At 60.3% G+C, this 23858-nt stretch carries 28 protein-coding genes; 11 read left to right on the top strand and 17 right to left on the bottom strand.

The window, feature by feature from the left end:
* Positions 1–6: 6 nt before the first annotated feature.
* Genes dsbG through dsbD form a run of 3 tightly spaced genes read right to left on the bottom strand, consistent with a single transcriptional unit; the run spans position 7 to position 3358 of the window.
* Positions 7–777 (bottom strand): thiol:disulfide interchange protein DsbG, encoded by a 771-nt coding sequence (gene dsbG / locus ACOI8A_RS04385; protein WP_420650523.1) that lies wholly within the window; start codon positions 775–777, stop codon positions 7–9.
* Positions 753–1625: a prolipoprotein diacylglyceryl transferase family protein gene (locus ACOI8A_RS04380; protein WP_420650524.1), complete on the bottom strand. Its 873-nt coding sequence runs from the start codon at positions 1623–1625 to the stop codon at positions 753–755. Before ACOI8A_RS04380 ends, dsbG begins: the two co-directional genes overlap by 25 nt.
* The gene (gene dsbD / locus ACOI8A_RS04375; RefSeq protein WP_420650525.1) at positions 1625–3358 is read right to left on the bottom strand and encodes a protein-disulfide reductase DsbD; all 1734 of its coding nucleotides are present in this window, start codon (positions 3356–3358) and stop codon (positions 1625–1627) included. Before dsbD ends, ACOI8A_RS04380 begins: the two co-directional genes overlap by 1 nt.
* A gap of 153 nt (positions 3359–3511) precedes the next feature.
* On the opposite strand from dsbD, the gene ACOI8A_RS04370 reads away from it, so the two are divergent.
* The 5 genes from ACOI8A_RS04370 to ACOI8A_RS04350 all read left to right on the top strand — a co-directional run bounded on the left by ACOI8A_RS04370 (position 3512) and on the right by ACOI8A_RS04350 (position 7982).
* Positions 3512–4192, top strand: a complete 681-nt coding sequence (locus tag ACOI8A_RS04370; protein WP_420650526.1) for a response regulator — start codon at positions 3512–3514, stop codon at positions 4190–4192.
* Positions 4192–5514: an ATP-binding protein gene (locus ACOI8A_RS04365; protein WP_420650527.1), complete on the top strand. Its 1323-nt coding sequence runs from the start codon at positions 4192–4194 to the stop codon at positions 5512–5514. The genes ACOI8A_RS04370 and ACOI8A_RS04365 overlap by 1 nt, the downstream gene beginning before the upstream one ends.
* 124 nt (positions 5515–5638) lie before the next feature.
* A complete protein-coding gene (locus tag ACOI8A_RS04360; RefSeq protein WP_420650528.1) occupies positions 5639–6124 on the top strand; it encodes a GNAT family N-acetyltransferase in 486 nt (161 codons plus the stop codon).
* 141 nt (positions 6125–6265) lie between these two features.
* Positions 6266–7678 carry an aspartate aminotransferase family protein gene (locus ACOI8A_RS04355; protein ID WP_420650529.1) on the top strand — a complete coding sequence of 471 codons (1413 nt, stop codon included), beginning with the start codon at positions 6266–6268 and terminating at the stop codon, positions 7676–7678.
* An 82-nt stretch (positions 7679–7760) separates the two neighbouring features.
* Positions 7761–7982: an MbtH family protein gene (locus ACOI8A_RS04350; protein WP_420650530.1), complete on the top strand. Its 222-nt coding sequence runs from the start codon at positions 7761–7763 to the stop codon at positions 7980–7982.
* Between the two features lie 63 nt (positions 7983–8045).
* Here the strand turns inward: ACOI8A_RS04350 and ACOI8A_RS04345 are convergent, their stop codons facing one another.
* From ACOI8A_RS04345 to soxR, 10 genes are all read right to left on the bottom strand, one after another.
* The gene (locus ACOI8A_RS04345) at positions 8046–8951 is read right to left on the bottom strand and encodes a metal ABC transporter substrate-binding protein (RefSeq protein WP_420650531.1); all 906 of its coding nucleotides are present in this window, start codon (positions 8949–8951) and stop codon (positions 8046–8048) included.
* Complete coding sequence (locus ACOI8A_RS04340) at positions 8952–9851, bottom strand: metal ABC transporter permease (RefSeq protein ID WP_420650532.1); 900 nt, start codon at positions 9849–9851, stop codon at positions 8952–8954. It lies immediately after the preceding gene.
* A complete protein-coding gene (locus ACOI8A_RS04335) occupies positions 9851–10594 on the bottom strand; it encodes a metal ABC transporter ATP-binding protein (RefSeq protein WP_420650533.1) in 744 nt (247 codons plus the stop codon). The genes ACOI8A_RS04340 and ACOI8A_RS04335 overlap by 1 nt, the downstream gene beginning before the upstream one ends.
* Complete coding sequence (locus ACOI8A_RS04330) at positions 10591–11520, bottom strand: metal ABC transporter substrate-binding protein (protein WP_420650534.1); 930 nt, start codon at positions 11518–11520, stop codon at positions 10591–10593. Before ACOI8A_RS04330 ends, ACOI8A_RS04335 begins: the two co-directional genes overlap by 4 nt.
* A gap of 35 nt (positions 11521–11555) precedes the next feature.
* Positions 11556–12131, bottom strand: coding sequence for a DUF6162 family protein (locus tag ACOI8A_RS04325; RefSeq protein ID WP_420650535.1), 576 nt, complete (start codon positions 12129–12131; stop codon positions 11556–11558).
* A complete protein-coding gene (locus tag ACOI8A_RS04320; RefSeq protein ID WP_420650536.1) occupies positions 12128–12472 on the bottom strand; it encodes a hypothetical protein in 345 nt (114 codons plus the stop codon). Before ACOI8A_RS04320 ends, ACOI8A_RS04325 begins: the two co-directional genes overlap by 4 nt.
* A complete protein-coding gene (locus ACOI8A_RS04315) occupies positions 12469–13008 on the bottom strand; it encodes a thiamine pyrophosphate-binding protein (RefSeq protein WP_420650537.1) in 540 nt (179 codons plus the stop codon). Before ACOI8A_RS04315 ends, ACOI8A_RS04320 begins: the two co-directional genes overlap by 4 nt.
* The gene (locus ACOI8A_RS04310) at positions 13005–14204 is read right to left on the bottom strand and encodes a PepSY-associated TM helix domain-containing protein (RefSeq protein ID WP_420650538.1); all 1200 of its coding nucleotides are present in this window, start codon (positions 14202–14204) and stop codon (positions 13005–13007) included. The genes ACOI8A_RS04315 and ACOI8A_RS04310 overlap by 4 nt, the downstream gene beginning before the upstream one ends.
* Positions 14205–14464: 260 nt before the next feature.
* Positions 14465–14923 carry a VOC family protein gene (locus ACOI8A_RS04305; RefSeq protein ID WP_420650539.1) on the bottom strand — a complete coding sequence of 153 codons (459 nt, stop codon included), beginning with the start codon at positions 14921–14923 and terminating at the stop codon, positions 14465–14467.
* Between the two features lie 119 nt (positions 14924–15042).
* A complete protein-coding gene (soxR, locus tag ACOI8A_RS04300; RefSeq protein WP_420650540.1) occupies positions 15043–15501 on the bottom strand; it encodes a redox-sensitive transcriptional activator SoxR in 459 nt (152 codons plus the stop codon).
* Between the two features lie 93 nt (positions 15502–15594).
* Between soxR and ACOI8A_RS04295 the strand changes: the two genes are divergently transcribed.
* The 5 genes from ACOI8A_RS04295 (at position 15595) to ACOI8A_RS04275 (ending at position 20304) form a co-directional block, all read left to right on the top strand.
* On the top strand, positions 15595–15960 hold the full coding sequence (locus ACOI8A_RS04295) for an antibiotic biosynthesis monooxygenase (protein ID WP_420650541.1): 366 nt from the start codon (positions 15595–15597) through the stop codon (positions 15958–15960).
* Between the two features lie 121 nt (positions 15961–16081).
* On the top strand, positions 16082–16351 hold the full coding sequence (locus ACOI8A_RS04290) for a hypothetical protein (protein WP_420650542.1): 270 nt from the start codon (positions 16082–16084) through the stop codon (positions 16349–16351).
* 100 nt (positions 16352–16451) lie between these two features.
* Positions 16452–17066, top strand: a complete 615-nt coding sequence (locus tag ACOI8A_RS04285) for a LysE family translocator (RefSeq protein ID WP_420650543.1) — start codon at positions 16452–16454, stop codon at positions 17064–17066.
* A gap of 205 nt (positions 17067–17271) precedes the next feature.
* A complete protein-coding gene (locus ACOI8A_RS04280) occupies positions 17272–18438 on the top strand; it encodes an aminotransferase class V-fold PLP-dependent enzyme (RefSeq protein ID WP_420650544.1) in 1167 nt (388 codons plus the stop codon).
* Positions 18439–18495: 57 nt separating this feature from the next.
* Positions 18496–20304, top strand: coding sequence for an aminopeptidase P family protein (locus tag ACOI8A_RS04275; RefSeq protein WP_420650545.1), 1809 nt, complete (start codon positions 18496–18498; stop codon positions 20302–20304).
* A 61-nt stretch (positions 20305–20365) separates the two neighbouring features.
* On the opposite strand, the gene ACOI8A_RS04270 is transcribed toward ACOI8A_RS04275, so the two are convergent.
* Complete coding sequence (locus tag ACOI8A_RS04270; protein WP_420650546.1) at positions 20366–20956, bottom strand: 2-hydroxychromene-2-carboxylate isomerase; 591 nt, start codon at positions 20954–20956, stop codon at positions 20366–20368.
* A gap of 29 nt (positions 20957–20985) precedes the next feature.
* On the bottom strand, positions 20986–21714 hold the full coding sequence (locus ACOI8A_RS04265; protein WP_420650547.1) for an SDR family oxidoreductase: 729 nt from the start codon (positions 21712–21714) through the stop codon (positions 20986–20988).
* Between the two features lie 93 nt (positions 21715–21807).
* Here ACOI8A_RS04265 and ACOI8A_RS04260 point away from each other — a divergent pair, with 93 nt between their 5' ends.
* Positions 21808–22377 carry a TetR/AcrR family transcriptional regulator gene (locus tag ACOI8A_RS04260; protein WP_420650548.1) on the top strand — a complete coding sequence of 190 codons (570 nt, stop codon included), beginning with the start codon at positions 21808–21810 and terminating at the stop codon, positions 22375–22377.
* Positions 22378–22387: 10 nt separating this feature from the next.
* Here the strand turns inward: ACOI8A_RS04260 and ACOI8A_RS04255 are convergent, their stop codons facing one another.
* Positions 22388–22669: a hypothetical protein gene (locus ACOI8A_RS04255; protein WP_420650549.1), complete on the bottom strand. Its 282-nt coding sequence runs from the start codon at positions 22667–22669 to the stop codon at positions 22388–22390.
* Positions 22670–22838: 169 nt separating this feature from the next.
* Positions 22839–23726 (bottom strand): threonine/homoserine exporter RhtA, encoded by an 888-nt coding sequence (gene rhtA / locus ACOI8A_RS04250; RefSeq protein WP_420650550.1) that lies wholly within the window; start codon positions 23724–23726, stop codon positions 22839–22841.
* Positions 23727–23858: the final 132 nt, after the last annotated feature.

The raw sequence follows: 23858 nt of genomic DNA, 5'->3' as shown, positions 1-23858 counted from the left end.
GGCAGATTATTTCGGGCCGAGAATCTTCGCCAGTTTCTCCGCCGTCGGCGCACCTTGCTGTTGTTGCAGTTCGCCTTTGTCGTCCATGTAGAAGATCGCCGGGGTGGCTTGCAGGTCGAGGTCTTCCATCAATTGCATGTTCGCCGCCAGTTTGGTCTGCACGGCGACTGGAATGTCCTTTAACGCTTTCAGCGTACTGGCCTTGCCGGCCTTCTCGTGATCTTCGAGGGCTTTGCTCGGGTCCTTGGCGGCCAGCAGGGCGGCGGATTTGGCCGGGCTGTCTTCGCGGATAATGCCGACCATGATGTGGCGCAGTTGCACCTTGCCGGACTTGACCCATGGCCGCGCCTGCTCCCAGAACATGTTGCAGTACGGGCAGTTGGGATCGCTGAACAGGTACACCGTGCGCGGTGCATCCTTATTGCCGTCCTGAATCCAGTTGCTCGCCTCGAACTTGGCCCAGACTTCCTTGGCCATCGGCGCGTAGACGAGTTTTTGCAGCGGTTCGCTGCTCAGATCCTTGCCGTCGGCGTCGTACAGATTGCCCAGCAGCACATGCTTGCCGTCTGGCGTCAGGTACAGCGCCATGCCGCGATTCTGATATTGCGCCGCATAGCCGCGCAGACCGTCCGGGGCGTCGAACTGGCCGACGATTTTTGCGCCTTTGGCTTCGATCTTCTTGATTGCTTCTGGCAGTTCTTCAGCGGCCTGCACCGCCGGCAAGTGCAGCAGAGCAGCGCCGAGGGACAGCGTCAGCAGGTGGCGGAAGCGGGGCATGGCAGTTTCCTTGAAGAAGAGGTGGCCGGATTCGGAGTGGCGGCCGGGGTATCAAAATTTTCCAGTGCGCGCGCCAGGCTGGCGTTCGACAGTTCGCCCAGATGGCTCGACAGCAAGCGACCGTCAGGGCTATAGAACAGCGTAGTCGGCAATGCCATGGAACCCACGGCTTGACCGAGATGACCGCCGCGATCAAACAGCACGTTGCTCAGGCTCAGGCCCTGGGTTTCGAGATAGGTCGCGACGCTTTGCATGCTCTCGGCCTGATTGACGAACAGGAAAGTCAGATCCGGACGTTGTTGCTGAGCGTTTTCCAGCACCGGCATTTCCCGGCGGCATGGCGGGCACCAGGTTGCCCACAGGTTGATCACCAGCGGGCCGCCCTGATAGTCGCTGAGTTTTATGGTTTCCCCGGCGGCATTGCGCAGACTGATGTCCGGAAGACGTGTGCCTTGTTCGTAGATGTTCAGTGACAAGGTCGCGAGCAGCCAGAAGGCCACGCCACTGACCACGCCAAAACCCAATGGGCGGCGCAATCCCGGGCGGCGCCAGCCGCGATACAGCGCCACCAGCAGCAGCACGATCACGCCGGGCCAGGCGAGAAAACCGCCATCGCGCAGGTCGATGATCTGCCACGGATCGCTGCGGTAATGTCCCCAGTACAGGGCGACAAACGCCACGCGCGCCGCGAGCATGCCGATCAGAAACAGACTGAACAGCGCCGACTCAGGGTTGTCGCCCCCACGCTTGGCCACCCGCCAGCCGACGAAAGTCGCCAGCGCCAACGCACTGATCAGCAGTAGATGATTGAGCGCGATGGCAAAGGTGCCGAGGGTGAACGTCAGCATTAACGGGCGTCCCGAGTGGTGGTCCAGCGTTGCAGAAAGGTATCGGCATCGACTTCGCCGGTGATGCGCTGGCTGCGGCGCTCTTCACCGTCGGTGCCGATCCACACGAAACTCGGTGGCCCCGGCACTTTGTAACGGCCGAGCAGCTCGCGGCTGGCAGCGTTGTCGGCGGTGACGTCGAGGCGCAGCAGACGTACATCGCTCAGCGCCTGCATGACCCGCGCCTGACCGAATACCTGTTTTTCCATGACCTTGCACGACACGCACCAGTCGGCGTAGTAGTCGAGCAACACCCATTGGCCCTGCGCCTTGGCCGCGTCGAGCTCGCGTTGCAGGGCGGCGGGTTCCTTGATCGTGGTGAATGCTTCATGGCCGTTCGGCGCGGCACTGGCGCTGCGGCCTGCGCTGTACACCTGCAATGGCTGATACGGATCGTCACTGCCGCCCGCCGCACCGATCACCAGCAAACTGCCCCACAGACCCAGCAGCAGCGAGAGGGCGCCAAACATCTGGGCGACGCGGCCAAAACCTTCGGCCTGTTTCCAGGCGCAGTAGGCTGCGATCAACAGCAGCGCGCCGCACAGGCCGAGCCACAAACTCGGATCGAGCACCGGGCGTAACATCAGCACCGCGGTGGCAAGGAACAGGAAACCGAACACGCCTTTGAGCAGGTTCATCCATGCGCCGGGTTTGGGCAGGAAACGATTTCCCACAGTCACCAGCAGCAACAGCGGCACACCGATGCCGATGCCCAGTGCAAACAGAATCAACCCACCGTGTACGGCGTTGCCGCTTTGCGCGATATACAGCAGCGCACCGGCCAGCGGCGCGGTCATGCACGGCCCGACCAGCAAACCGGACAACGCGCCCAGCACACCCGCGCCGATCAAACTGCCGCCACTGCGACTGCGCGAGGCGTGTTCCAGCCGATCACGCAGCGCCACCGGCAATTGCAACTCAAAGAAGCCGAACATCGGCAGCGCCAGAATCACGAACACCGCCGCGAACGAACCCAGCAGCCACGGGTTCTGCAACCACGCCTGAAGGTTGGCCCCAAGCATCGCCGCAATCACACCCATTGCCGCGTAGACCAGCGCCATGCAAATCACATAGCTGCTGGCCAGCGCGAAACCGCGACGCGGGGTAGCGCCGCTGCCGACAACCATACCTGCGAGGATCGGCAGCATCGGCAACGTGCAAGGCGTGAATGCCAGCAGCAGCCCGAGGCCGAAGAACACCAGCAGGCTCCAGCCCAGCGAGCGCTGTTGCAGATTGCTCGCCAGCGCTTGATCAGGTGCTTCAGCGCTGCCAGTTGCAGTCGCTTTGCCGCCGAGATCAATCACGCGGGTTTGCGGCGGATAGCACAGGCCGGCATCGGCGCAGCCTTGATAACCGACCTTGATCTGGCCGCTGGCGCCTGCCGGAATCTTCAGCTCCAGGCCCTGGCGATACACCGGTTGTTCGCCGAAGAATTCATCACTGTGGGATTCGCCCGCGGGCAACACTGGCGCATGCTCTGCGGCGAGTCCGTCGAATTTCAGGCGTTTCTGATACAGGTAATAGCCGTCGGCAATCTGCCAGAACAGCTGAGTTTCACCGGATTCCAGGCGTTCTGAAGTCAGTACGAATGCCTTGTCTACCGGTAGAAAGTCCGGTTTTGCTGCAAACGGATCGTTGCCTGCCTGGGCCAGGCCCGAGATCAACAGTGCAAACATCAAAAATAAATGACGCATTAAGGTGCCTTGTCCATGTGCAATTGAGGTGCACAATGTGCGGCGCCGATTAACCTTGGATTAACCGTGACGCCCTTGTCGGTGCGGTGTTGGAGGCATAATGTCGGCTTAATCGGCCAGCGGCCTAATCAGCTTTTTTATACGGGACTCACCATGCACGTACTGGTTTGTGAAGACGATGAGTTGATCGCCAGTGGCATCGTTGCCGGTCTGACGGCGCAAGGCCTGACTGTCGAGCACGTTAACACTGCCTCGAAGGCGCGGGCGATCCTCAAGGTCGCTGAATTCGACGTGATGGTACTCGACCTCGGTTTGCCCGACGAGGACGGCCTCAAGCTGTTGCAGCAACTGCGCCAGCATGGCCTGGAGATTCCGGTGCTGATCCTCACCGCGCGCGATTCGGTCACCGACCGCGTCGACGGCTTGCAGTCGGGTGCTGATGATTACCTGCTCAAACCCTTCGACCTGCGTGAACTGTTCGCCCGTCTGCAAACGCTATTGCGACGAGTGGCCGGGCGCAGCGTCAATCTGATCGAACATGGCGCGCTGACTTATGACCCGAGCAGCCGCGAAACCATGCTCGCCGGGCGCTCGATAGATTTGTCGCGCCGTGAGCAGTCGCTGTTGCAAGCCTTGCTGCATAACCGTGGCCGAGTGCTGTCCACCGAGCAGTTGAAGGACAGCGTCTACGGTTTCAACGACGAATTGGAGAGCAACGCGCTCAACGTGCACATTCATCACCTGCGCAGCAAACTCGGCAAAGGCATCGTCGAAACCGTGCGCGGTCTGGGGTATCGCCTCGGCCCGGCGGATGGCGGAGAACCACCGAAGTGATGAGTCTGCGTCTGCGTTTGAGTCTGACCCTCGGCGCCGCGTTTGCGCTGATCTGGGCGCTTGCGGCGGCCTGGATGCTCAGTGATCTGCGCAATCAGATGATGTTCTCCCTCGACCAGCGCCTGGTGGCCTCGGCGCGCATGGTGGCCGGGCTGCTCGAGCAGCTGCCAACCTTGCCGAGCAAGGGCGAGGGCACGCATTTCAGTGCCGAACAATTGAACATTCCCGGCGGTATGGCCTGTCAGGTCAGCTCGTTGCGCGGGGAAATTCTCGCCCGCAGCCACAACAACCCCGAGGAAACGCTGGAAGCCGAGAAAATGGGCTTCCACGACCAGATGATCGACGGCGCGCCGTGGCGCAGTTTTACTTTGGCGCGCGGTGATGTGCGCATCACCACAGCGGATCGGGTGATCGAGCGCGAAGCGCTGAACATGTCGATTCTGCTGGCAGCGTCGGTGCCGGTCGGCGTGGCGTTGCTCGGTTGCTTGTGTCTGCTGTGGCTGGGGATCGGTCAGGGGCTGGCGCCGCTCAATCGACTGCGCGAAGCCTTGATGCGGCGCAATGCCGATTCGCTCGAACCACTGCAGTTGCAGGCGTTTCCCAGCGAACTGAAACCGTTGCTCGACACGCAGAATCAACTGTTCCAGCGCATCGGCAAAACCATTGAGCGCGAACGCCGACTGACCGGCGACGCCGCGCATGAATTGCGCAGCCCGCTAACGGCGATCAAGACCCACCTGCAGGTCGCGCGCATGACCGAGGGCAGCGCTCGCGATCAGTCGTTGGCGCGGGCCGAGGAGGGCGCCGACCGATTGCATCGCACGCTTGAGCAATTGCTGTTGCTGGCGCGGGTCGAGGGCAGTCTTTCATTCGATGACGGCGTGCAGTGCAGCGCCGAGCAAGTGGCGCGGCTGGCAATTCAGGACTCGGCGAGCGGCGAGCGGCAACGCATCAAGCTGCACTTGCCCGATGTGCTGTCCAGTGCGCCGTTGCAAATGCCGGCGGTGCTGTCGATTGCCGCGCTGCGCAATTTGCTCGACAACGCGCTGCGTCATACTCCTACGGAAGGGGCGGTGGAGCTGAGTCTGGAAACCACCGGCAACCGCGTGCGCTTTCTGGTGCGTGATCACGGGCCGGGAATTGCCGCGGATGATCTGCAGCATCTGACCCAGCGTTTCTGGCGCAACGGTCAGAGCACCGGTTGCGGTCTGGGGCTGGCGATTGTCCAAGCGATCGTCCAGCGTTGCGCCTGCACCCTGCATTTCGACAGCCGCCCGGATGGCTTGCGGGTTGAACTGACGATGCCGTTGCAGCCGGTCTGAGTTCAGCGCCGGCCTTCGCCAATGGCCGGCACATCAAATGTAACCTCTCTCCATTAGCCATCCGCGCGCTGCGCCGTTATCTTCGGCGCAGCCATTTGACTCAATGGATTGAGGAAACAGCGCCATGGAAGCAGCCGTCTACATTCAGCCTGCGACACCCGCCGATGCGGGCATCATCAGTCGCATCGTCGAGCGCTCGATCCGCGTCGGTTGCGCGCTCGATCACCGTAATGACCCCCGCGTCGTCGAGAGCTGGATACGCCAGCAATCGACCGAACACATCAGCGTCTGGCTTGCCGATCCGCACCTTTATCTGAATCTCGCGCTGCTGCATGACAAGCCGGTCGGCGTCGGCATGGCTGCCGCCAATGGTGCTGTCATGTTCTGCCACGTGCAGCCGGAGTGGTTTCGCCGCGGTGTCGGGCGGGCGCTGATGTCAGACCTTGAAGGCTGGCTGCGAATCCGTGGCATGGCGCATTCCAGACTCAAAAGTACGCGCACCGGCGAAGCGTTTTATCGGCGTCTGGGATACCGCGAAACCGCCTCAGCGGTTTTCCAGCAAGGCGTTCATAGCCTTCCCATGTACAAACCTTTGGAGCAATCGACCTGACATCTCGATCAAGGGTGTAAATCCTCGACCCGCTGGTGCGTTTCCAGAACAGGAAAACCTGCATGTGCGCCCCGACCGGAACGCGCACCTGTGCAGTGTGCCGTTTTGGTCACTACCCATAGCGTATAGAGGGGTCGAGAGATGTCAGTCGCCACCAGCCTTATCGAACAGTCGTCGGCGCGGATCAGCCCTGCGCCAGCGGAAACCTTGTATCAGTTCAACGAATCGCCACTGCTCGCTCGGCAGAGCCAGCAGGAATCCAACGCGCGCAGTTATCCGCGACGCATTCCGCTGGCGCTTAAACGTGCCAAGGGCTTGTACGTGGAGGACGTCGAAGGTCGCACGTTCATCGATTGCCTGGCCGGTGCTGGCACGTTGGCGCTGGGACACAACCACCCGGTGGTGATCGAAGCGATTCAGCAGGTGCTGGCCGATGAGTTGCCACTGCATACCCTCGACCTGACTACACCGGTCAAGGATCAGTTCGTGCAGGACTTGTTCGGTCTGCTGCCGCCAGCCTTGGCGGCTGAGGCAAAAATCCAGTTCTGCGGCCCGACCGGTACTGACGCCGTGGAAGCTGCGCTGAAACTGGTGCGCACTGCCACCGGGCGCAGCACGGTGCTGTCGTTCTCCGGGGGTTATCACGGCATGAGCCAAGGCGCGTTAAGCCTGATGGGCAGCCTGGGGCCGAAAAAACCGCTGGGCGCGTTGCTCAGCAGCGGCGTGCAGTTCATGCCGTTCCCGTACGACTATCGCTGCCCGTTCGGCATTGGTGGCGCTGCCGGGGTGAAAGCCAACCTGAGCTATTTGGAAAACCTGCTGAACGATCCCGAGGCCGGCGTGCAATTGCCCGCAGCAGTGATCGTCGAAGCGGTGCAGGGCGAGGGCGGCGTGATTCCTGCCGATATCGAGTGGCTGCGCGGTCTGCGCCGCATTACCGAGCAGGCTGGCGTGGCGCTGATCGTCGATGAAATTCAGAGCGGCTTTGCGCGGACCGGCAAGATGTTTGCCTTCGAACACGCCGACATCATTCCGGATGTCGTGGTGCTGTCGAAAGCCATCGGCGGCAGCCTGCCGCTGGCAGTAGTGGTTTATCGCGAGTGGCTCGACACTTGGCAGCCGGGCGCGCACGCCGGTACGTTCCGTGGCAATCAGATGGCGATGGCTGCCGGTTCGGCGGTGATGCGTTATCTGGTTGAACACAAGGTCTGCGAGCATGCGTTGGCCATGGGCGATCGCTTGAGTGAGCATCTGCGCATCCTGCAACGGGACTTCCCGCAACTCGGTGACATTCGCGGCCGCGGGCTGATGCTCGGTGTCGAACTGGTCGACCCGAACGGTGCCAAGGACGCGCTGGGTCATCCGCCAGCCTTTGCACGTCTCGCACCACTGATACAGCGCGAATGCCTCAAGCGTGGCTTGATTCTAGAGCTGGGCGGTCGCCATGGCGCCGTGGTGCGCTTTCTGCCGCCGCTGGTGATCACCGCCGCTGAAATCGACCGGGTGGCCGAAATCTTCGGCCGTGCCTTGGTCGCCGCGACCGCCGCCGTGTAAATTTTTCAGCGCGCCGAACGTTCCTTCTACATACCCGGCTGCACCCCTCGTGCAGCCCACCTTACAGCGATGGAGACACAGCATGACGTCAGTATTCGACCGCGAGGACATCCTCTTTCAGGTCGTGGTCAACCACGAAGAGCAGTACTCGATCTGGCCGGATTACAAGGCTGTGCCAGAAGGCTGGCGCACCGTGGGCAAGAGCGGCATGAAGAAAGAATGCCTGGCCTACATCGAGGAAGTCTGGACTGACATGCGTCCGCTGAGTTTGCGTCAGAAGATGGAAGCGCAGGCGGCGCAGTAATTCGCCGGGCAATAAAAAACCCGCTGAACCGGTGACGGTCAGCGGGTTTTTTACATCTGGGCTTTATGCCCCTTTCAAGCCCTTGAGCAGCAAATCGACATTGCCTTCGAGTTCCGCCACCGGATCCGCCGCGTCAGTGCTCAGCACCAACAACTGACTGCCGGACTCGGCAATCGCCGCTTTCACGGCGTCTGAAGGCTGGCGATGATGCAGCACCAGCGCCACGTCATTGTCTTTGAGCGTCGCCGTGAGTTTTTTCAAATCCTCTGGCGTCCACTCCGCATCTGCCCGCGCATCCTCGCCGATCAGTTCCAGATTGAGGCTGCCGATCAGATAGCCGAAATGGTCGCTCAGGCTCAGCACACTCAGATTGTCGGCTTTGGCCAGACGCGCCTCGCTGTCGGCACTGAGTTTCAGCAGACGCTGTTTCAGCGCCGCCAGATTGGCCTCGATTTGCGGTTTGGACGTCGGCGCCAGGCGCACCAGATCTGCCGCCATCACATCGGCCATGCGTCCCATGTTGTTGCTCGACAGCCACGGCTGGCTGTTCAGGCCGTCAATCTTCAGCCCCGGTTGCACGGCAATGCCGGGCAGGGCGCCGTCGACCGGGCGCGCGGCGTCGACTTCGACGATGCGGATGTTGCTGCGGCGCGAGATCGGGTACAGCGGATCATCGGCCCACAACGAGCGCACACCGATCACGGCGTCGGCATCGGTCGCCAGTTTGCTCAGCGCCGGAGCGCCGCGACCGGTGAAGTACGCAGTCTGACGGCTGCCCGGCAGATTCGCTGGCGCCGCGCGTTCAAGGTTGATGTCGGTGCCTTTGAGCAGCACTTCACCGAGGCCGTAAGTGATCGGCAGCGAAGCCAATACTCGCAGCGGCTTTGCGCTTTCGGCGGCCAACGCAGTGGTGGATGCCACGCCGCACAGGGCGATGGCCAGGGTCAGTTGTCGCAATGAAAAAGACATTTATCCAAGGTTCCCTTTCAGGCTGGGGACGACGCCCCGGGCAATGGCGGCGAGGGCGAAGCCGATACCGGCAACCAGAATGATTGCGGCTCCGGACGGGATCGGCAGATCAAACACGATTGGCGCGAGAATCCCGCACAGCGTGCTCACCGTGGCAATCGCTACCGAACACCAGAAAAACCCCTTCAGTGACTGGCTCAGCAAGCGTGCCGCTGCGGCCGGAATCACCAGCAGTGCACCGACCAGAATCGCGCCGATGACTTTCACCGCAGCAACGGTGATCAGTGTCACCAGAATCACGAACAGGTAATCCAGCGTCTTCACCGCGACCCCGCGCACCGCCGCCAGTTGCGGGTTGAAACTGGCGAGCATGATGCGGTTGTACAGCGGCAAGGCCAGCGCCATCACCAGCGAACCGACGATGGCTAGCACCGCCAAGTCATTGCCATTGACCGTCAGCACCGAGCCGAACAGCACGTTTTCCAGAATGTGTACGTTGATCTTGCCCGCCAGAATCAACAGCAGACTCGCACCCAGCGCCAGCGACACCGAGAGGAATACGCCGATCAATGTGTCAGGCGCCAGACCCGTGCGGTTGCGCAGGTAGTTGAGCAGAATGCCGAACAGCAGGCAGTAACCGAACAGGCTGCCGTACGGCCCGGTGTAGGGTTCGCCGAGCAGAATGCCGATGGCCACGCCGGTCAGTGCCGCATGGCCGACCGCTTCGGAGAAAAATGCGAAGCGTTTGACCACCACCAGCGTGCCGAGGCCGCCGAGCACCGGGCCGATCAACAGACCGGCGAGCAGCGCGTTGACCACAAACCCGTAGGCCAGGGCTTCCGGCAAGTAACCTGACGAGGCCCAACCCTGAATCATCAAACGAAAGGCTTCGTAGCTCATCAGGCAGCGCTCCGTGGATGGGTCGAGAACAGTGTCAGCAAACGTTCCGGGGTCAGCGCCTGTTGTGGCGTGGCGTCGAACAGTACCCGGCGATTGAGGCCGGTGACGCGATTGGCGAGACGTCCGACCGCTTCCAGGTCGTGCTCGATCCACAGCACCGTAATGCCCGCCGCGCGCCAGTCGTTGAGCAGGCGTTCAAACACCTGAATCCCGGCTTCGTCGAGCGCTGACATCGGCTCGTCCAGCACCAGCAATTGCGGGGCGGGGATCAAGCCCTGCGCGAGCAATACGCGCTGACGTTCACCGCCAGACAATGCACCCATCCGGCGTTTGCGTTTGTCCTGCATGCCCACCCGCTCCAGCGCCTCGCCAATGGCCGCGGCGTAGTGCTTGCTCAGGCCGAGAAACGCCGGACGCCGCTGACACATCGCCGCCATGAAATCGTCGACGGTCATCGGCAAGCCACGGTCGAATTCCAGCGCCTGCGGCACGTAGCCGATGGTCCCCGGTTCGCCGGGCCATTGCAGGCTCAGTTGGCCTTGATGCGGCATCTGGCCGAGCAGGGTCTTGATCAGCGAACTCTTGCCGCCACCATTCGGGCCGACCAGCGCGTGCACGCTGCCGGGCTGCACTTGAAAGGTGACTTTGTCGAGAATCACCGTGCGGCCGAGGGTCAGGCTGACATCGGCAAAATCCAGAGTCGGGCCGCTGTGTTTGACTGCAATGTTTTCCTGGGCCGTCATGCACCGGACTCCTGAATCGCCCGGACCACGGTGTTGAGGTTGCCGGTCATTTCCTTTTCGTACTTGTCGGCGGTGTATTCGCCGTAGGAAATGTGCGACAGCGGATACAGCTTCACCCCGGATTCACGCTGAATGGTCTCGACATAAGTGGACGGGAAATCCATCTCGGAGAAGATCACTTTCACGTCGAGCTCGCGCAGTTGATCGATGGTCTTCTTCAACTGGCTCGGGCTCGGCTCGATACCGTGGGCAGGTTCTACCACGGCGGTCACTTCGAGGCCGAATTCGCGCAGCAGATAATCGTAAGCTGCGTGCACCGTGGCCACGCGCAGTTCGGCGTTGGGTGCCTGAGTCAGTTTTGCCAAGGCATCGGCGCGCATCTGCCGCAGGCGTTTGCCGTAAGCGCGGGCGTTCTGCGTGTAGGTCTTGGCGTTGTCCGGGTCGAGTTTGCCCAGCTCGCGAGCGATGTTGTTGACCTGGGCAATCGAAGCGCTGATCGAAAGGAACGTGTGCGGGTTGACCACTTTACCGGCGCCGCGGGCAGCAACCCCGGTGGCGGCGAGCAGCGGCACGTTTTCGTTGGCTTCGATGGTCTTGATGTCGGGTGTTTCGCTGGCGGCGATCATGCGGTCGGCAAAGTCATCATGGCCGACACCGTTGAGCACGATCACATCGAGACCGCCGATGCGTTTGATGTCTTCGGCGCGCGGCTCGTAGGCGTGCGGGTTGAAACCGGCCGGGATCAGCGGCACGACTTCGGCCTTGTCACCAACGATGTTCGCGACGTAGCTGTAATAAGGATGCAGGGTGATGCCGATGCGCAGGCGTTTGGCCTGATCGGCGCTGGCCAGCGGACTGAGCAGGCAGGCGCACAACCCGAGCAGGAGCATGCGCAACAAGGGACGGCTTTTAAATGAACTGGACATGGGCAAGCGGTCTTCTCTCGAATGAAGGCGAGGGTTCAATGACGATGCTCGCGGGTTACCCCGGCATCGAATTGCGCGACGATCTGCTTCCAGCCGGCAGCGGACAGTGCTGCATCAGACAGATCCGGCGGCGTCTGCAGGTCAGTGCTGCGATTGAGCCAGATGTCCGGCGCCGCGTTCGCCTCGGCGCTCAGGCGCATCAGAAACGAACCGGCCACCGTAGGCGCCTGGCTGTGGCCGAAGTAGGCCGAGTCGGCGAGCAGTTGCCAGGCATGCGCGCCACGGCTGACCGAGCTGGCGTCCTGCGCGAACGGGGCGAAACCTTCGTCGGCGAGCGCATTCGGCGTCGGCATCGCCTGTTGTTCTTCACGCAACAAGCGGATTTCGTCGAGGGTCACCCGCAGGTCGGCATAGATGCCTTGCTCGCTGGCGCCGAGGTCGCGACGGGCGTCGAGCTGATGGCTGGACACCGGCTCCGGCTCATGAGACACACCGCGCCACGCGACCACCGAACCGGCCACCGCGAGGATCAGCAGGCACAGCAGCAACACATACAGGGTTTCATGGCCGGCACCTGCCGGGCGCACGACTTGAGTGGTGGGCGTGGTCATGGTGCCTCGATATCCGCTTGGTCGATTTCGACCACATGGCCGGGGCCCGCGTCGAACAGCACGTAGAACTCGGCACCGGGTTTCTTGAAAGTCAGCGTCGAGTCAGCGCCGAGTTTGCCCGGCACGAGGATGGTTTCGTCGTAGCCGATCACGTCGAGGGTCACGCCAGGGGCGCCGCTGCCGTCGGAGAAACCACCCGTGCATTTGATCTGCTCGGCATCGACGGCTTTGCATTCGCACATCGGGTTGTGAGCCAGGGCGCTGGCGCTGAAAGCGGCGCACAGCATCAGCAGCACAGCGTTCAAACGCAGGCGGGACGGGCGGTAGTGAGCGTGGCTCATGGTTTGGCTCCTTGTTTATTCAGCCAGGCGATGGTGGCGGGGGAGGCCTGGCTCAGGGGAATCGAGGCCTGATGCATGCTGCCGTCCCAGCCTTCCATGGTGATCCACAGCTCGGCGTCGGCTTTGGTTTTTTCCGGCACCAGTAACTGCGTGCCCATGCGGTATGGCGTGCCGAAGAAAATCACCCCGGCGGCGCGCAGGCTGCGTGGCTTGCCGATACGCAGATACGTCGCCTTGACCTGCTCGATGCAGGCATCGCACAACGCCGCGTTGAAATCTTTCATGTAACCGGCGGGACCGCTGAGCGGTGCTTCATTGCGCATCTCGGCCAGGCGCAAGCTCCACGGACCGACCTGGACCTGGCCAATCTCGCGCTCGCCCAAACCACTGTCCCCGCGAAACAGCGCGGCATCGGCGAAGTACTTGGGCATGAATCCCAGGGGAACCAGCAACAGCAATACGTTGATGTGGAAGCGCCATTTATGCCAGAACTGGCGCAGCCGTGAAGGTTGAGGGGCAGTCATGGCTTTGCTCACTGGTCGACCTCCGACAGTTCACGCAGCGGCGTTGTTTTTGCTACCGCGCGCTGTTTCTTGTTTTCGCGTTTGAGCGCATTGGCCGTAGCCAACGCAGTGCGTTTAGTCCAGATCAACAGTCCGCTGAGCACCATCATGCTCAGCAGCAGGCCGAAGAAGAACCAGATCAGCTTGATCCACAGCCCGCCAAAGTCGCCGGTGTGCAATGGACGCATGGACTCGGTGACGAACTCCAGCGAGGTGCGGTCAGACAACAGGCGTGACGCCGCCATTTCACCGTTGTATGGATTGAGCGTGGCGGTCTGGAACATCAACGGATACCAGCCGCGACCACCGATGCTCAGGTGGCTGTAGGCATTGGCTGGCAGGCTGACGAAGCTGACTTCGAGGCCGGGAATCTGTTGTTCGGTGATTTCGATCGCGCGATCCAGGCTGATTCTGGCCGGCGGCCTCGCGTCGACCGACAGCGGTACGGCTTCGCGCGACAGCGCCGGGATGATCGGTTCGCTGGACCAGGATATCTGGTTGTCCGAGAGCAGCGCCTGGATCAGGAACCAGGTGCCGGTGACGGCAATCACCGCGATGAACCAGATCGACCAGATGCCGCTCAAGCGGTGGAAATCGCCCCAGAAAATCCGCGCGCCGTGGCGGATGCGCAGGGTCGGTTTGAAAAAGGCTTTCCAGAAGCGCTTGTACACCACCAGCCCGGTCACCAGCGATGCCAGCAGCGGCAGGCCGAGGAACGACACCAGATACCAGCCCCAGCTGTAACCGTTGGTGAACGGCACCAGCCACCAGCCATGTAGCGCGCGTGTAAAGGCCTTGAAGTCGAATTGTGGCGCGCCACCCTGGATCACGCCGGTGTAGGGATTCACATAGACCGTTTGCGAGCGTCCGTCCGGATAACTGACTTCGACATCGAGGGCGAAGTGCGACTCGTCGGGACGGCTGATACTTTCTACCAGCGTCTGCGGTTCGGCTTTTTTGATCGCGGCGAGGACTTGGTCGTAACTGAGCAGTGGTGCATCGTCCGAAGGCGCACTGGCGCGCATTTGCGGATTGGCCAGCCAGACGATTTCCTGACTGACTACTGCGAGGGTGCCGGTGACACACACGATCAGTACAAAGAACCAGATTGGTAACGCCAGCCAGCTATGTACCAGGAACCACAGTTTGGAGCGGGATTTCTTCGACATGATTGAACGTCTTGATTCAATGGGGGGAGTCGGTACTACGGGCTTCGCAGCACAGGAGTCCCTGAAAGTCCGGCCGTGGCTGTTGCCGACGCGGCCGATCCGCATCTTTATAAGACGGATGAGCGAAGCAAATCCCGATGAGGGATATGAAAGTAAATGTTTCGCGATCGCAATCTCACTACCGTGGGCGGCGTAAATGCGTAGCGGTTTGGGGCAAATCGAAACTGGCGGCAGTCGCCGCCAGAACTGAGGCAGAATAATTACCCTTGCTTGAACATCTCCTGCGCCCGCTGCTCGATCTGCTCCTGGGTCAGATCTTCCTTGCGCGTGGCGAGAAACCACAGATGGCCGTAGGGATCTTTTAAAGTGCCGCTGCGGTCGCCATAGAATTGGTCTTTCACTTGCGACACCGAGGTAGCCCCGGCATCCAGCGCTCGTTGGAAGGACTTGTCGACATCTGTCACATACAGATGCAAACCGACCGACACCGATTTATCGGGATTGCTCAGCGGACCCTGATCGCAGGGCGATCCGAGCATGATCGCGCTGTCGCCGATGCGCAGTTCGGCATGGCCGATGCCGCCGTCGGGCATCGTCAGGCGCATCACTTCAGTCGCGCCGAAGGCGGTTTTGTAGAAGTCGATGGCTTCGGCTGCCTTGTGGATGCCGAGATACGGGGTAATGCTGTGATACCCCTCGGGAATGGGTTTGACGCTCATGACGTTCCTCCCTGTGGTTATTGTGGGATGAGGGTGGAGCTGAACCGGATTTCCGGTCGGTTCACTATAGATCCAGCCTCGCACCACAATCGGGCAACCGACGAGCAACCACTTCGACCTCAGACCGGCTTGTCGAGAAAATGCGCCCCCGGGCCTTGCTCGCCGAGTACATCGCCCTGATTGCGCAGCGGACAGGCCTCCATCGACAGACAGCCGCAGCCGATGCAGCCATTCAGTCGATCACGCAGCACCATCAATTGGTTGATGCGATCATCGAGTTCCCGGCTCCATTGCTCGGACAACACCTTCCAGTCCGCCGCGGTCGGTGCGCGGTTATCTGGCAACTGCTGCAACGCCTGGCCAATCTCCGCCAGCGGAATTCCCAGCCGCTGCGCAACTTTGATCAACGCCACCCGCCGCAACACTTCCCGTGGATAGCGCCGCTGGTTACCCGCATTGCGCTGGCTCTTGATCAAACCTTTGCTTTCATAAAAGTGCAGGGCGGTGACCGCGACGCCGCTGCGCGCCGCGACTTCGCCGACGCTCAGCTGCTTGTGCAGGTTTTCCGGGGTGATCATTGGAAAATGTCTCTTGACCTTGACTTAACTAGAGGTTTTACCCTGCACGCCTTCGAGTCGCAAGATTCGTCCTACAGATTAGCGGGGGCTTTCATGCAAGCATTGGCGAAAAACAGCAGTTTTACCCAATTGATCGAGTTCGAGATCGAACCAAGGCAACAACCGGCGTTGGTGTCTGCGCTGTCGATCCAGACCGAACGCCTGGCTCAGCGCTACGCCGGTTTCGTCAGCGCCAGCGTTCAGGCGAGCGACGATGGCCGACGGGTGCTGAGTTTTCTGCAATGGCAATCGCGCGAAGCGGGGGAGGCGGCGTTCGAGAGTTTCGAAACCGGCGAGCAGGATTTCTGGCAACTGATCCGCGCGCATCACGCCAGAACCGTGACTTTCGGTTCATTTCAGGTGCTAAGCAGCATCGCGCGCAATCAGGACGACGGTCTGCATTGCCAACTGGTCGGCTAGACGAGAACTGGAGCGACGTTCCTGAATCCTGATAGCCACTATTGAGAGCGTTGATTTCTGCGCAAGCGGGCGCGGGCGTAGCCTTGCTCCATCGACTAACGCTGCTCGCCAGGACGCTCCCATGAATCATTTACTGACTGTTTCGCTAATGCTCGCTGTCTCCGTTCTCGCCGGATGTGCGAGTCACGTTTCCCCGGAATTGCGCCCTTATTCGGCGGAGGAATCCCGCGAACTGGCGCTGGAAACGCTGAATCGTCGCGGCCTCTCTTTCGAGGAATACCACGCGAAAAAAGCCGAATTGCTCGGCCAGCCGCAGAAGGTTTTTGGTTTCGACAACAACGGTGAAATGAGCGCCGAGCGTGCCGTACAGCTGCACGGTCGTCCCAGCTGATCAGTAACTGTACTGCTCGAAGTTTTCGCAACTGTCCGTGGGTTTGCGCCGTCTCGTGCGATAGGGTCATTACCTGAATGACCCCGACGGATTGCCTGCCATGACCCTCTCGCTTGATCTGCTGCTGGGCTTTGCCCTGTTTGCCCTTGTCACCTCGATCACACCGGGGCCGAACAACACCATGTTGCTGGCATCGGGCGTGAACTTCGGCTTTAACCGCACCATCCCGCACATGCTCGGCATAACCTGCGGCTTCTTCGTATTGGTGGTGGCGGTGGGCTTTGGCTTAGGTGCGGTGTTCCAGACTTATCCGCTTCTCTATACCGTGCTGCGTTATGTCGGTGCGGCGTATCTGCTGTACCTGGCGTGGAAAATCGCCCACTCGGGTCCAGTCAGCGACAGCGAAAAGGGCGATGCCAAGCCGATCAGCTATCTGAGTGCGGCGGCGTTTCAATGGGTCAATCCCAAGGCGTGGATCATGGCCATCGGTGCCATCAGCACTTACACGCCGATGCAGGGTTATTTCACTAACGTGGTGGTGATCGCCGCCGTATTCGCCATCATCAATCTGCCGAGTGTGGGCGTCTGGGCGGCGTGCGGCACGCTGCTGCGCAATGTGCTCAAGGATCGTCGCTGGTTGCGCGTGTTCAACTGGGGTATGGCGGCGTTGCTGGTGATTTCGCTGTATCCGTTACTTCTCGAAAGCTTTAGCTGACGCATTGCTTCAACCGCCGGCCCGATGCCTGTTAAAGTCGCGTTCAGGAGCGTTCCTACGCACTTTTAAATGAAGTTGTCCTTCTTTAACGGCATCCGATCAGGTATTGATGACGCTCTCGAACCCGGGCGCAGCTCACGAGGCTGTGCTTTGCCGTTTGCAGACACGAGCCTCCTGATCCCGGAACACGCTCTGCGAGTTTTTTATGAACCAACGTCCGCTGTATTTCGATTACGCCGCCACCACTCCGGTCGACGAGCGGGTCATCCAGGTGCTGATCGAGTGTCTTGGCTTCAACGCCAATTTCGGCAATCCGGCCTCCAGCTCTCACGCGTTCGGCCAGCAGGCCCGGCAGACGGTCGAGCACGCCCGCCGACAAGTCGCCGAACTGGTCGGTGCCCAGGCTGAACAGATCGTCTGGACGTCCGGTGCTACCGAATCCAACAACCTCGCCCTCAAAGGCGTAGCGCAGGCGCGCGGTGTGTCCGGTGGGCACATCATTACCAGCCAGATCGAACACAAAGCCATTCTCGATACCGCCCGGCAATTGCAGGACGCCGGTGTCGCCGTGACTTATCTGGTGCCGAATGCCGAAGGCCTGATCACTGCGCAAGCGGTCAGCGAAGCCATGCGCGAGGACACGTTTCTGGTGTCGCTGATGCTAGTCAACAATGAGCTCGGCACGCTCAACGACATTCAGTCCATCGGCGAAGTGGTTCGCGGCCGCGAAGCGTTGTTCCATGTCGATGCGGCGCAGGGTGCAGGCAAAGTTGCGATTGATCTGGCGCAGTGGCCGGTGGATCTGATGTCGTTCTCGGCGCACAAACTCTACGGTCCCAAAGGCATCGGCGCGTTATATGTCGGGCCGCGCGCGCAACAACGCTTGCAGGCGCAGATTCATGGCGGGGGGCACGAGGGCGGTTTGCGCTCCGGTACGCTGGCGACGCATCAGATCGCAGCGATGGGTGCAGCGTTTGCGCTGGCCGGTGCCGAGTTTGATCAAGAGAAGCGCGCCATCGTTGCATTGCGCGAACGTTTGCTTGAGCAACTGTTGAGTTTGCCGGGTGTGCGCCTCAACGGCAGCGCGACTCAGCGTATTCCACACACCTTGAGCCTGACCTTCAGCGAAGGTGAATTCAATTCGGCGGCGCTGAGCCATTCGATTGCGTTCTCCGCGACCTCGGCCTGCAATTCCGCGAGCAATGCGCCATCCCACGTGTTGTTGGCATTGGGACATGACGCGCATCTGGCCGGTCGCACCATCCGCCTGAGCCTCGGCCGTTTCACCACCGCCGAAGATATCGATCAGGCCATTCAACTGATTAAAACCGCCTGCACCAGTGCTCCGGCATTTTGGGCGACCGGGCTGTAACGCGCCGATTTTGCACGGCACCGAACAATAACGAAAAAGTGATTAGCAGGAGACACGATGAGTATCCAGACCCTGACCGAAGGATCGGTTCCCCAGCGCTTGGCGCAAACCCGTGAAGCGATGCATCGCGAAGGCATTCATGCACTGTTGGTGCCGTCCGCCGACCCGCATTTATCGGAATACCTGCCGGGTTATTGGCAGGGCCGCCAGTGGCTTTCGGGTTTTCATGGTTCGGTCGGTACTTTGATTGTCACCCCCGATTTCGCCGGTGTTTGGGCCGACAGTCGTTATTGGGAGCAGGCGACGAAGGAGCTCGACGGCAGCGGCATCGAACTGGTCAAGCTGCAACCGGGTCAACCAAGTCCGCTGGACTGGCTGGCTGAGCAGACCCCTGAAGGCGGTGTGGTCGCGGTCGATGGCGCGGTCATGGCCGTGGCTTCGGCGCGGACTTTGAGCGGCAAACTTGAAACCCGTGGCGCCAGCCTGCGCACTGATATCGATTTGCTCAAAGAAGTCTGGAGCGACCGGCCGAGTTTGCCGACCGCGCCGATCTATCAACATCTTCCGCCGCAAGCGACCGTCAGCCGTGGCGAGAAACTCGCGGCATTGCGCGAGACTTTGCAGGAACGCGGTGCTGACTGGCACTTCATCGCTACTCTCGATGACATTGCCTGGCTGTTTAACCTGCGCGGCGCAGATGTGTCGTTCAACCCGGTGTTCGTTTCTTTTGCACTGATCAGTCAGCAGCAAGCCACTTTGTTTGTGGCCCTGAGCAAAGTCGACGCCGAGCTGCGCGCGGTACTGGAGCAAGACGGCGTGACGCTGCGCGATTACAGCGAAGTGGCTGACGCCTTGCGCGCGGTTCCGGCCGGCGCGAGCTTGCTGGTGGACCCGGCGCGCGTCACCTCGGGGCTGCTGGAAAACCTCGATAGCGCTGTGCAACTGGTCGAAGGACTCAACCCGACTACGTTGGCCAAATCGCAAAAAAGCCAAGCCGATGCCGGCCACATCCGTCAGGCGATGGAGCAGGACGGCGCTGCGTTGTGCGAATTCTTCACCTGGCTGGATTCGGCGTTGGGCAACGAACGAATCACCGAACTGACCATCGACGAAAAACTCACTGCAGCGCGTGAGCGTCGTCCCGATTACGTGTCGCTGAGTTTCAACACCATTGCCGCGTTTAACGCCAACGGCGCAATGCCGCATTACCACGCCACCGAGCAAGAGTACGCGGTGATCGAGGGTGACGGCTTGCTGCTGATCGACTCTGGCGGCCAGTATCTGGGCGGTACCACCGATATCACGCGCATGGTGCCGGTGGGTACGCCCACCGCTGAGCAGAAACGTGATTGCACACGCGTGTTGAAAGGCGTGATCGCATTGTCCCGCGCGCAGTTTCCGAAAGGCATTCTGTCACCTCTGCTCGACGCCATTGCGCGCGCGCCGATCTGGGCCGAAAGTGTGGATTACGGTCATGGCACCGGCCACGGCGTCGGTTATTTCCTCAATGTTCACGAAGGCCCGCAGGTGATTGCCTATCAGGCGGCTGCGGCGCCGCAAACGGCGATGCAGTTGGGGATGATCACTTCGATCGAGCCGGGTACTTACCGTCCGGGTCGCTGGGGCGTGCGTATCGAGAACCTGGCAATGAACGTTGCCGCTGGCAGCAGTGAGTTCGGTGAGTTCCTCAAATTCGAAACCCTGACCCTGTGCCCGATTGATACTCGTTGCCTGGAACCAGCGTTGCTGACTCAGGAAGAGAAACAGTGGTTCAACGCTTATCACGCCGAAGTGCGCGAGCGCCTGAGCCCGCTGCTCAACGGTGCGGCGCTGGAGTGGTTGAACGCGCGCACGGTCGCTATCTAATAGCTTGAAGCTCGGGCGCTGCTGCCAGCACCCGAGCCTTTTGGTTTAGGGCGCCCCCCGTTCAGCGCAGGGCTTGTTCGACGAAATCCAGTCGATCCTGGCCGAAAAACATCTGATTGCCGATAAACATGCTCGGCGCCCCGAAAACACCGCGTTTAATGGCTGTTTCGGTATTTTCCTTGAGTGCGCTTTTGACGGCATCGTCGTTGCTCAGGGCCAGCACTTCTTCAGGGTTGAAGCCGTGTTCGCTCAGTACCGCTGCGACGGTCGCCGGTTCATCGAGACTACGGCCGTCGACCCAAAGCGCTTTGAACAGGCAGTCGATGAATGCGAGGAAGCGCTCTGGCTGCCGCAGTTGAATGCCGGTGACGGCGCGCATCAGCAGCAACGTATTGATTGGGAAATGCGGATTGAATCTGAGCGGCACGCCGTAGCGTTTGGCGTAACGATCCAGATCCTGAAACATGTAACGGCCCTTGGCTGGAATCATCGCCGGTGAGGCATTGCCGGTGGCTTTGAAAACGCCGCCGAGCAGCATTGGAACGTAGACCAACTGACTGTCGGTGTCGGCGCAGATCTTCGGCAATTGCGTGTAAGCCAGGTAAGTGGCGGGACTGCCGAGATCGAAATAGAACTCTACGGTTTTGCTCATGTTCGCTGCTCTTTTTGTTATGGGAAGGATTACCAGCGTTCGTTCCACGGGCGCAGATCCAGCTCGAAGGTCCAGGCGTCCCGTGGCTGGCTGTGCAGATACCAGTAGTTTTCGGCGATGTGTTCAGGGTTGAGAATGCCGTCCTCATCCTTGGTCGCGTATTTCTCGGGAAAACTGTTGCGGATGAAATCTGTATCGATGGCGCCGTCGACCACTACATGAGCGACGTGGATGTTCAGGGGTCCAAGTTCGCGGGCCATGCTTTGCGCCAAAGCGCGGATGCCATGCTTTGCGCCGGCGAACGCGGCGAATCCCGAGGCGCCGCGCAGTCCGGCGGTGGCACCGGTGAACAGGATCGTGCCGCGATTGCGCGTGACCATGCGTCTGGCCACTTCGCGCGCATTGAGGAAGCCTGAGAAGCAGGCCATTTCCCAAATCTTGAAATACTTGCGCGCGGTTTCCTCGAGGATGCTGCAAGGCACGTTGGCGCCTATGTTGAAGACGAACGCTTCGATTGGTCCGATGCGTGTTTCGATGTCTTCGATCAGCGCGATAACGTCTTCTTCCTTGCGTGCATCGCAGGCAAAGCCGTGAGCTTCACCTCCTTCAGCCTCAATCGAGTCCAACAGCGGTTGCAGCTTGTCGGCGCTGCGTCGCGTGACGCATGCCACGAAACCTTCCTTGGCAAACCGTTTGGCGATGGCACCACCCGTGGCATCCCCCGCACCTACAACCAGTACGACCTTCTTGTTATTCATGGGCAAAACCCCTTTGGTTAACGATCGTTAAGTGAACGAACGTTATGCTAGGATTCGCTCAGCGTCAAGGCAATCAAATTTGAGGTCATACGTATGCGTTACTCCGCCAGTCACAAGCTGGAAACCAGAGAAAAATTGCTGCAAAGCAGTTCCCTGTCGGCGAAGAAGGCTGGCTTCTCTACGGTAGGCGTTGATGGGCTGATGAAGGCTATCGGGTTGAGTGGTGCAGCGTTCTATAGCCACTTTTCATCGAAGGATGATTTGTTCGCGGCCATTGTCGAGCGTGAGTTGAGCCAAAGTCTTGAGCGTCTTGGCGGGCAGGGAACGCAGGATCGTGATCGGCTGCAGCGTTGTCTGAAAAAGTATCTGAGCATGGCGCATGTCGAGAGCCCTGAACTGGGCTGCGCGTTACCTGCGCTGGGAGCGGAGATCGCACGTTCGGATGAAGTGGTGCGGGAGCAGGCGGAGCTGTGGATTTGTCGGCTGCAGGAGAGCTGGGCGCAGATTCTGCAGAGTGACAGCCTGGCTTGGGCCATCCTGTCGCAGTGTGTAGGCGCCTTGGTGGTTGCGCGAATGCTCGCCACGCCGAAGATTCAGCGCCAGGTGTTGCAGGCCAGTCACGAGGAAATCGGCCGCCAGCTCGCTATTCAACGAGTACCTTAGCGGCCGCAACTTACTTGCAGATGACGATCATGCTGCGGCTGGTGTAACCGGCAGGATTGAGACCAAATGGGTAATCCCCCGGTTCTTCCACCGAGTCACCTGATTTGGCGATGACCTTGTAACCCTTCGGCGCGCAGGAGTTGGCGGCGCGGGTGTAGCACTTGTCCCAAGAGGACGAAAGGCCCGAGCAGTTGATGTGCAGGCCCTTTTTACCGTGTTTCACTTTGGGGCTGGAGGTTGCCGCGCAACTCGCAACGGCGAGCATGGCGATCAGTAGCAAAATTCGTTTCATTCCCGTCCTTATGACAGCCTCGAGTCTTGTGCTCGGGTCCGCCTGCATGCGCTCTCGCTTGAAGCGTTTCTGATATCCCTATCCGAAAAAATCCATGTCTGGCATTGGGTTGCGAGGCTAAACATGGCCTAAATGCGCGCCAATTGCCAGACCTTCGTCAAATCCTGTTTCAATCCGCCGCAATCGCAGGTTTGACGCCACTACTCATGGTCAGAGTTGCGCCGACTGAGGCCAGAATAATGCACAGAATGGCCATCCATTGTGACAAGGAAAGGTATTCCTGCAGGAACAGCAGGCCCGACAGTGCACCGAATGCCGGTTCGATACTCATCAGGGTGCCGAATGTTCGCGCGGGCATGCGGGTCAGTGCGACCATCTCCAGTGTGTAGGGCAGGGCGGTGGACAGGATCGCGACGCCAATCGCGATCGGGATCAGAGAGGGTGTCAGTAGAGCGGCGCCAGCGTGGACGATGCCGATGGGAGCAACAAACAGCGCAGCGATCATCACGCCCAGCGCGGCAGTCGTTACGCCATTGTCCGCGCCGGCCTTCTGACCGAACAGAATATACAAGGCCCAGCACACGCCTGCTCCCAGTGCATAGCCGGCGCCGACCAGATCAATACCGGCGCTCGTCGCACCCGTAGGTATGAGCAGTAGAAGTCCTACCGCTGCCAGCGCGATCCAGAGAAAGTCGATCGCTCGCCGGGATGCGTAAATAGCAACTGCCAATGGGCCAGTGAACTCCAGCGCCACGGCGATTCCCAAGGGTACTGTGCGCAATGACATATAGAAGAGGAAGTTCATGCCACCCAACGCCATTCCGTAGACGATCACCGTGCGCAGGGATTTCGCGGTGAGCTTGGCTCTCCAGGGTCTGAGCAATATCAGCATGATCACGCTGGCGAAGATCAGCCGTAGAGTAGTGGTGCCCTGGGCGCCAATGATGGGGAACATACTTTTGGCCAGAGAGGCACCGGACTGGATTGATGCCATGGCTATTAATAGCAGGCCGACCGGGAACAGAATCGAGGCAAGGCTGCGTGGGTGGTCATTCATGGAATGGCGTCATCCGAGGTGAGGCAGTGGAAAGTGTTGTTTTTGGTGTTGGGCAATATAGTGCGCATTCGGGCTGGAGACGTCTATATATAAGCAGTGTTTTACGTGCGCTGATAGAAAAACTAAATTAGG

Origin of the sequence: Pseudomonas sp. P4795 (genome assembly GCF_048822895.1) — a bacterium.
Lineage (GTDB): Bacteria > Pseudomonadota > Gammaproteobacteria > Pseudomonadales > Pseudomonadaceae > Aquipseudomonas.
This window is presented reverse-complemented; position numbering and strand designations above follow the sequence as displayed.

What these genes read in the sequence shown, in the direction of transcription:
- dsbG (WP_420650523.1), bottom strand. Translation starts at nt 777, where the DNA reads ATGCCCCGCTTCCGCCACCTGCTGACGCTGTCCCTCGGCGCTGCTCTG.
- ACOI8A_RS04380 (WP_420650524.1), bottom strand. Translation starts at nt 1,625, where the DNA reads ATGCTGACGTTCACCCTCGGCACCTTTGCCATCGCGCTCAATCATCTA.
- dsbD (WP_420650525.1), bottom strand. Translation starts at nt 3,358, where the DNA reads ATGCGTCATTTATTTTTGATGTTTGCACTGTTGATCTCGGGCCTGGCC.
- ACOI8A_RS04370 (WP_420650526.1), top strand. Translation starts at nt 3,512, where the DNA reads ATGCACGTACTGGTTTGTGAAGACGATGAGTTGATCGCCAGTGGCATC.
- ACOI8A_RS04365 (WP_420650527.1), top strand. Translation starts at nt 4,192, where the DNA reads ATGAGTCTGCGTCTGCGTTTGAGTCTGACCCTCGGCGCCGCGTTTGCG.
- ACOI8A_RS04360 (WP_420650528.1), top strand. Translation starts at nt 5,639, where the DNA reads ATGGAAGCAGCCGTCTACATTCAGCCTGCGACACCCGCCGATGCGGGC.
- ACOI8A_RS04355 (WP_420650529.1), top strand. Translation starts at nt 6,266, where the DNA reads ATGTCAGTCGCCACCAGCCTTATCGAACAGTCGTCGGCGCGGATCAGC.
- ACOI8A_RS04350 (WP_420650530.1), top strand. Translation starts at nt 7,761, where the DNA reads ATGACGTCAGTATTCGACCGCGAGGACATCCTCTTTCAGGTCGTGGTC.
- ACOI8A_RS04345 (WP_420650531.1), bottom strand. Translation starts at nt 8,951, where the DNA reads ATGTCTTTTTCATTGCGACAACTGACCCTGGCCATCGCCCTGTGCGGC.
- ACOI8A_RS04340 (WP_420650532.1), bottom strand. Translation starts at nt 9,851, where the DNA reads ATGAGCTACGAAGCCTTTCGTTTGATGATTCAGGGTTGGGCCTCGTCA.
- ACOI8A_RS04335 (WP_420650533.1), bottom strand. Translation starts at nt 10,594, where the DNA reads ATGACGGCCCAGGAAAACATTGCAGTCAAACACAGCGGCCCGACTCTG.
- ACOI8A_RS04330 (WP_420650534.1), bottom strand. Translation starts at nt 11,520, where the DNA reads ATGTCCAGTTCATTTAAAAGCCGTCCCTTGTTGCGCATGCTCCTGCTC.
- ACOI8A_RS04325 (WP_420650535.1), bottom strand. Translation starts at nt 12,131, where the DNA reads ATGACCACGCCCACCACTCAAGTCGTGCGCCCGGCAGGTGCCGGCCAT.
- ACOI8A_RS04320 (WP_420650536.1), bottom strand. Translation starts at nt 12,472, where the DNA reads ATGAGCCACGCTCACTACCGCCCGTCCCGCCTGCGTTTGAACGCTGTG.
- ACOI8A_RS04310 (WP_420650538.1), bottom strand. Translation starts at nt 14,204, where the DNA reads ATGTCGAAGAAATCCCGCTCCAAACTGTGGTTCCTGGTACATAGCTGG.
- ACOI8A_RS04305 (WP_420650539.1), bottom strand. Translation starts at nt 14,923, where the DNA reads ATGAGCGTCAAACCCATTCCCGAGGGGTATCACAGCATTACCCCGTAT.
- soxR (WP_420650540.1), bottom strand. Translation starts at nt 15,501, where the DNA reads ATGATCACCCCGGAAAACCTGCACAAGCAGCTGAGCGTCGGCGAAGTC.
- ACOI8A_RS04295 (WP_420650541.1), top strand. Translation starts at nt 15,595, where the DNA reads ATGCAAGCATTGGCGAAAAACAGCAGTTTTACCCAATTGATCGAGTTC.
- ACOI8A_RS04290 (WP_420650542.1), top strand. Translation starts at nt 16,082, where the DNA reads ATGAATCATTTACTGACTGTTTCGCTAATGCTCGCTGTCTCCGTTCTC.
- ACOI8A_RS04285 (WP_420650543.1), top strand. Translation starts at nt 16,452, where the DNA reads ATGACCCTCTCGCTTGATCTGCTGCTGGGCTTTGCCCTGTTTGCCCTT.
- ACOI8A_RS04280 (WP_420650544.1), top strand. Translation starts at nt 17,272, where the DNA reads ATGAACCAACGTCCGCTGTATTTCGATTACGCCGCCACCACTCCGGTC.
- ACOI8A_RS04275 (WP_420650545.1), top strand. Translation starts at nt 18,496, where the DNA reads ATGAGTATCCAGACCCTGACCGAAGGATCGGTTCCCCAGCGCTTGGCG.
- ACOI8A_RS04270 (WP_420650546.1), bottom strand. Translation starts at nt 20,956, where the DNA reads ATGAGCAAAACCGTAGAGTTCTATTTCGATCTCGGCAGTCCCGCCACT.
- ACOI8A_RS04265 (WP_420650547.1), bottom strand. Translation starts at nt 21,714, where the DNA reads ATGAATAACAAGAAGGTCGTACTGGTTGTAGGTGCGGGGGATGCCACG.
- ACOI8A_RS04260 (WP_420650548.1), top strand. Translation starts at nt 21,808, where the DNA reads ATGCGTTACTCCGCCAGTCACAAGCTGGAAACCAGAGAAAAATTGCTG.
- ACOI8A_RS04255 (WP_420650549.1), bottom strand. Translation starts at nt 22,669, where the DNA reads ATGAAACGAATTTTGCTACTGATCGCCATGCTCGCCGTTGCGAGTTGC.
- rhtA (WP_420650550.1), bottom strand. Translation starts at nt 23,726, where the DNA reads ATGAATGACCACCCACGCAGCCTTGCCTCGATTCTGTTCCCGGTCGGC.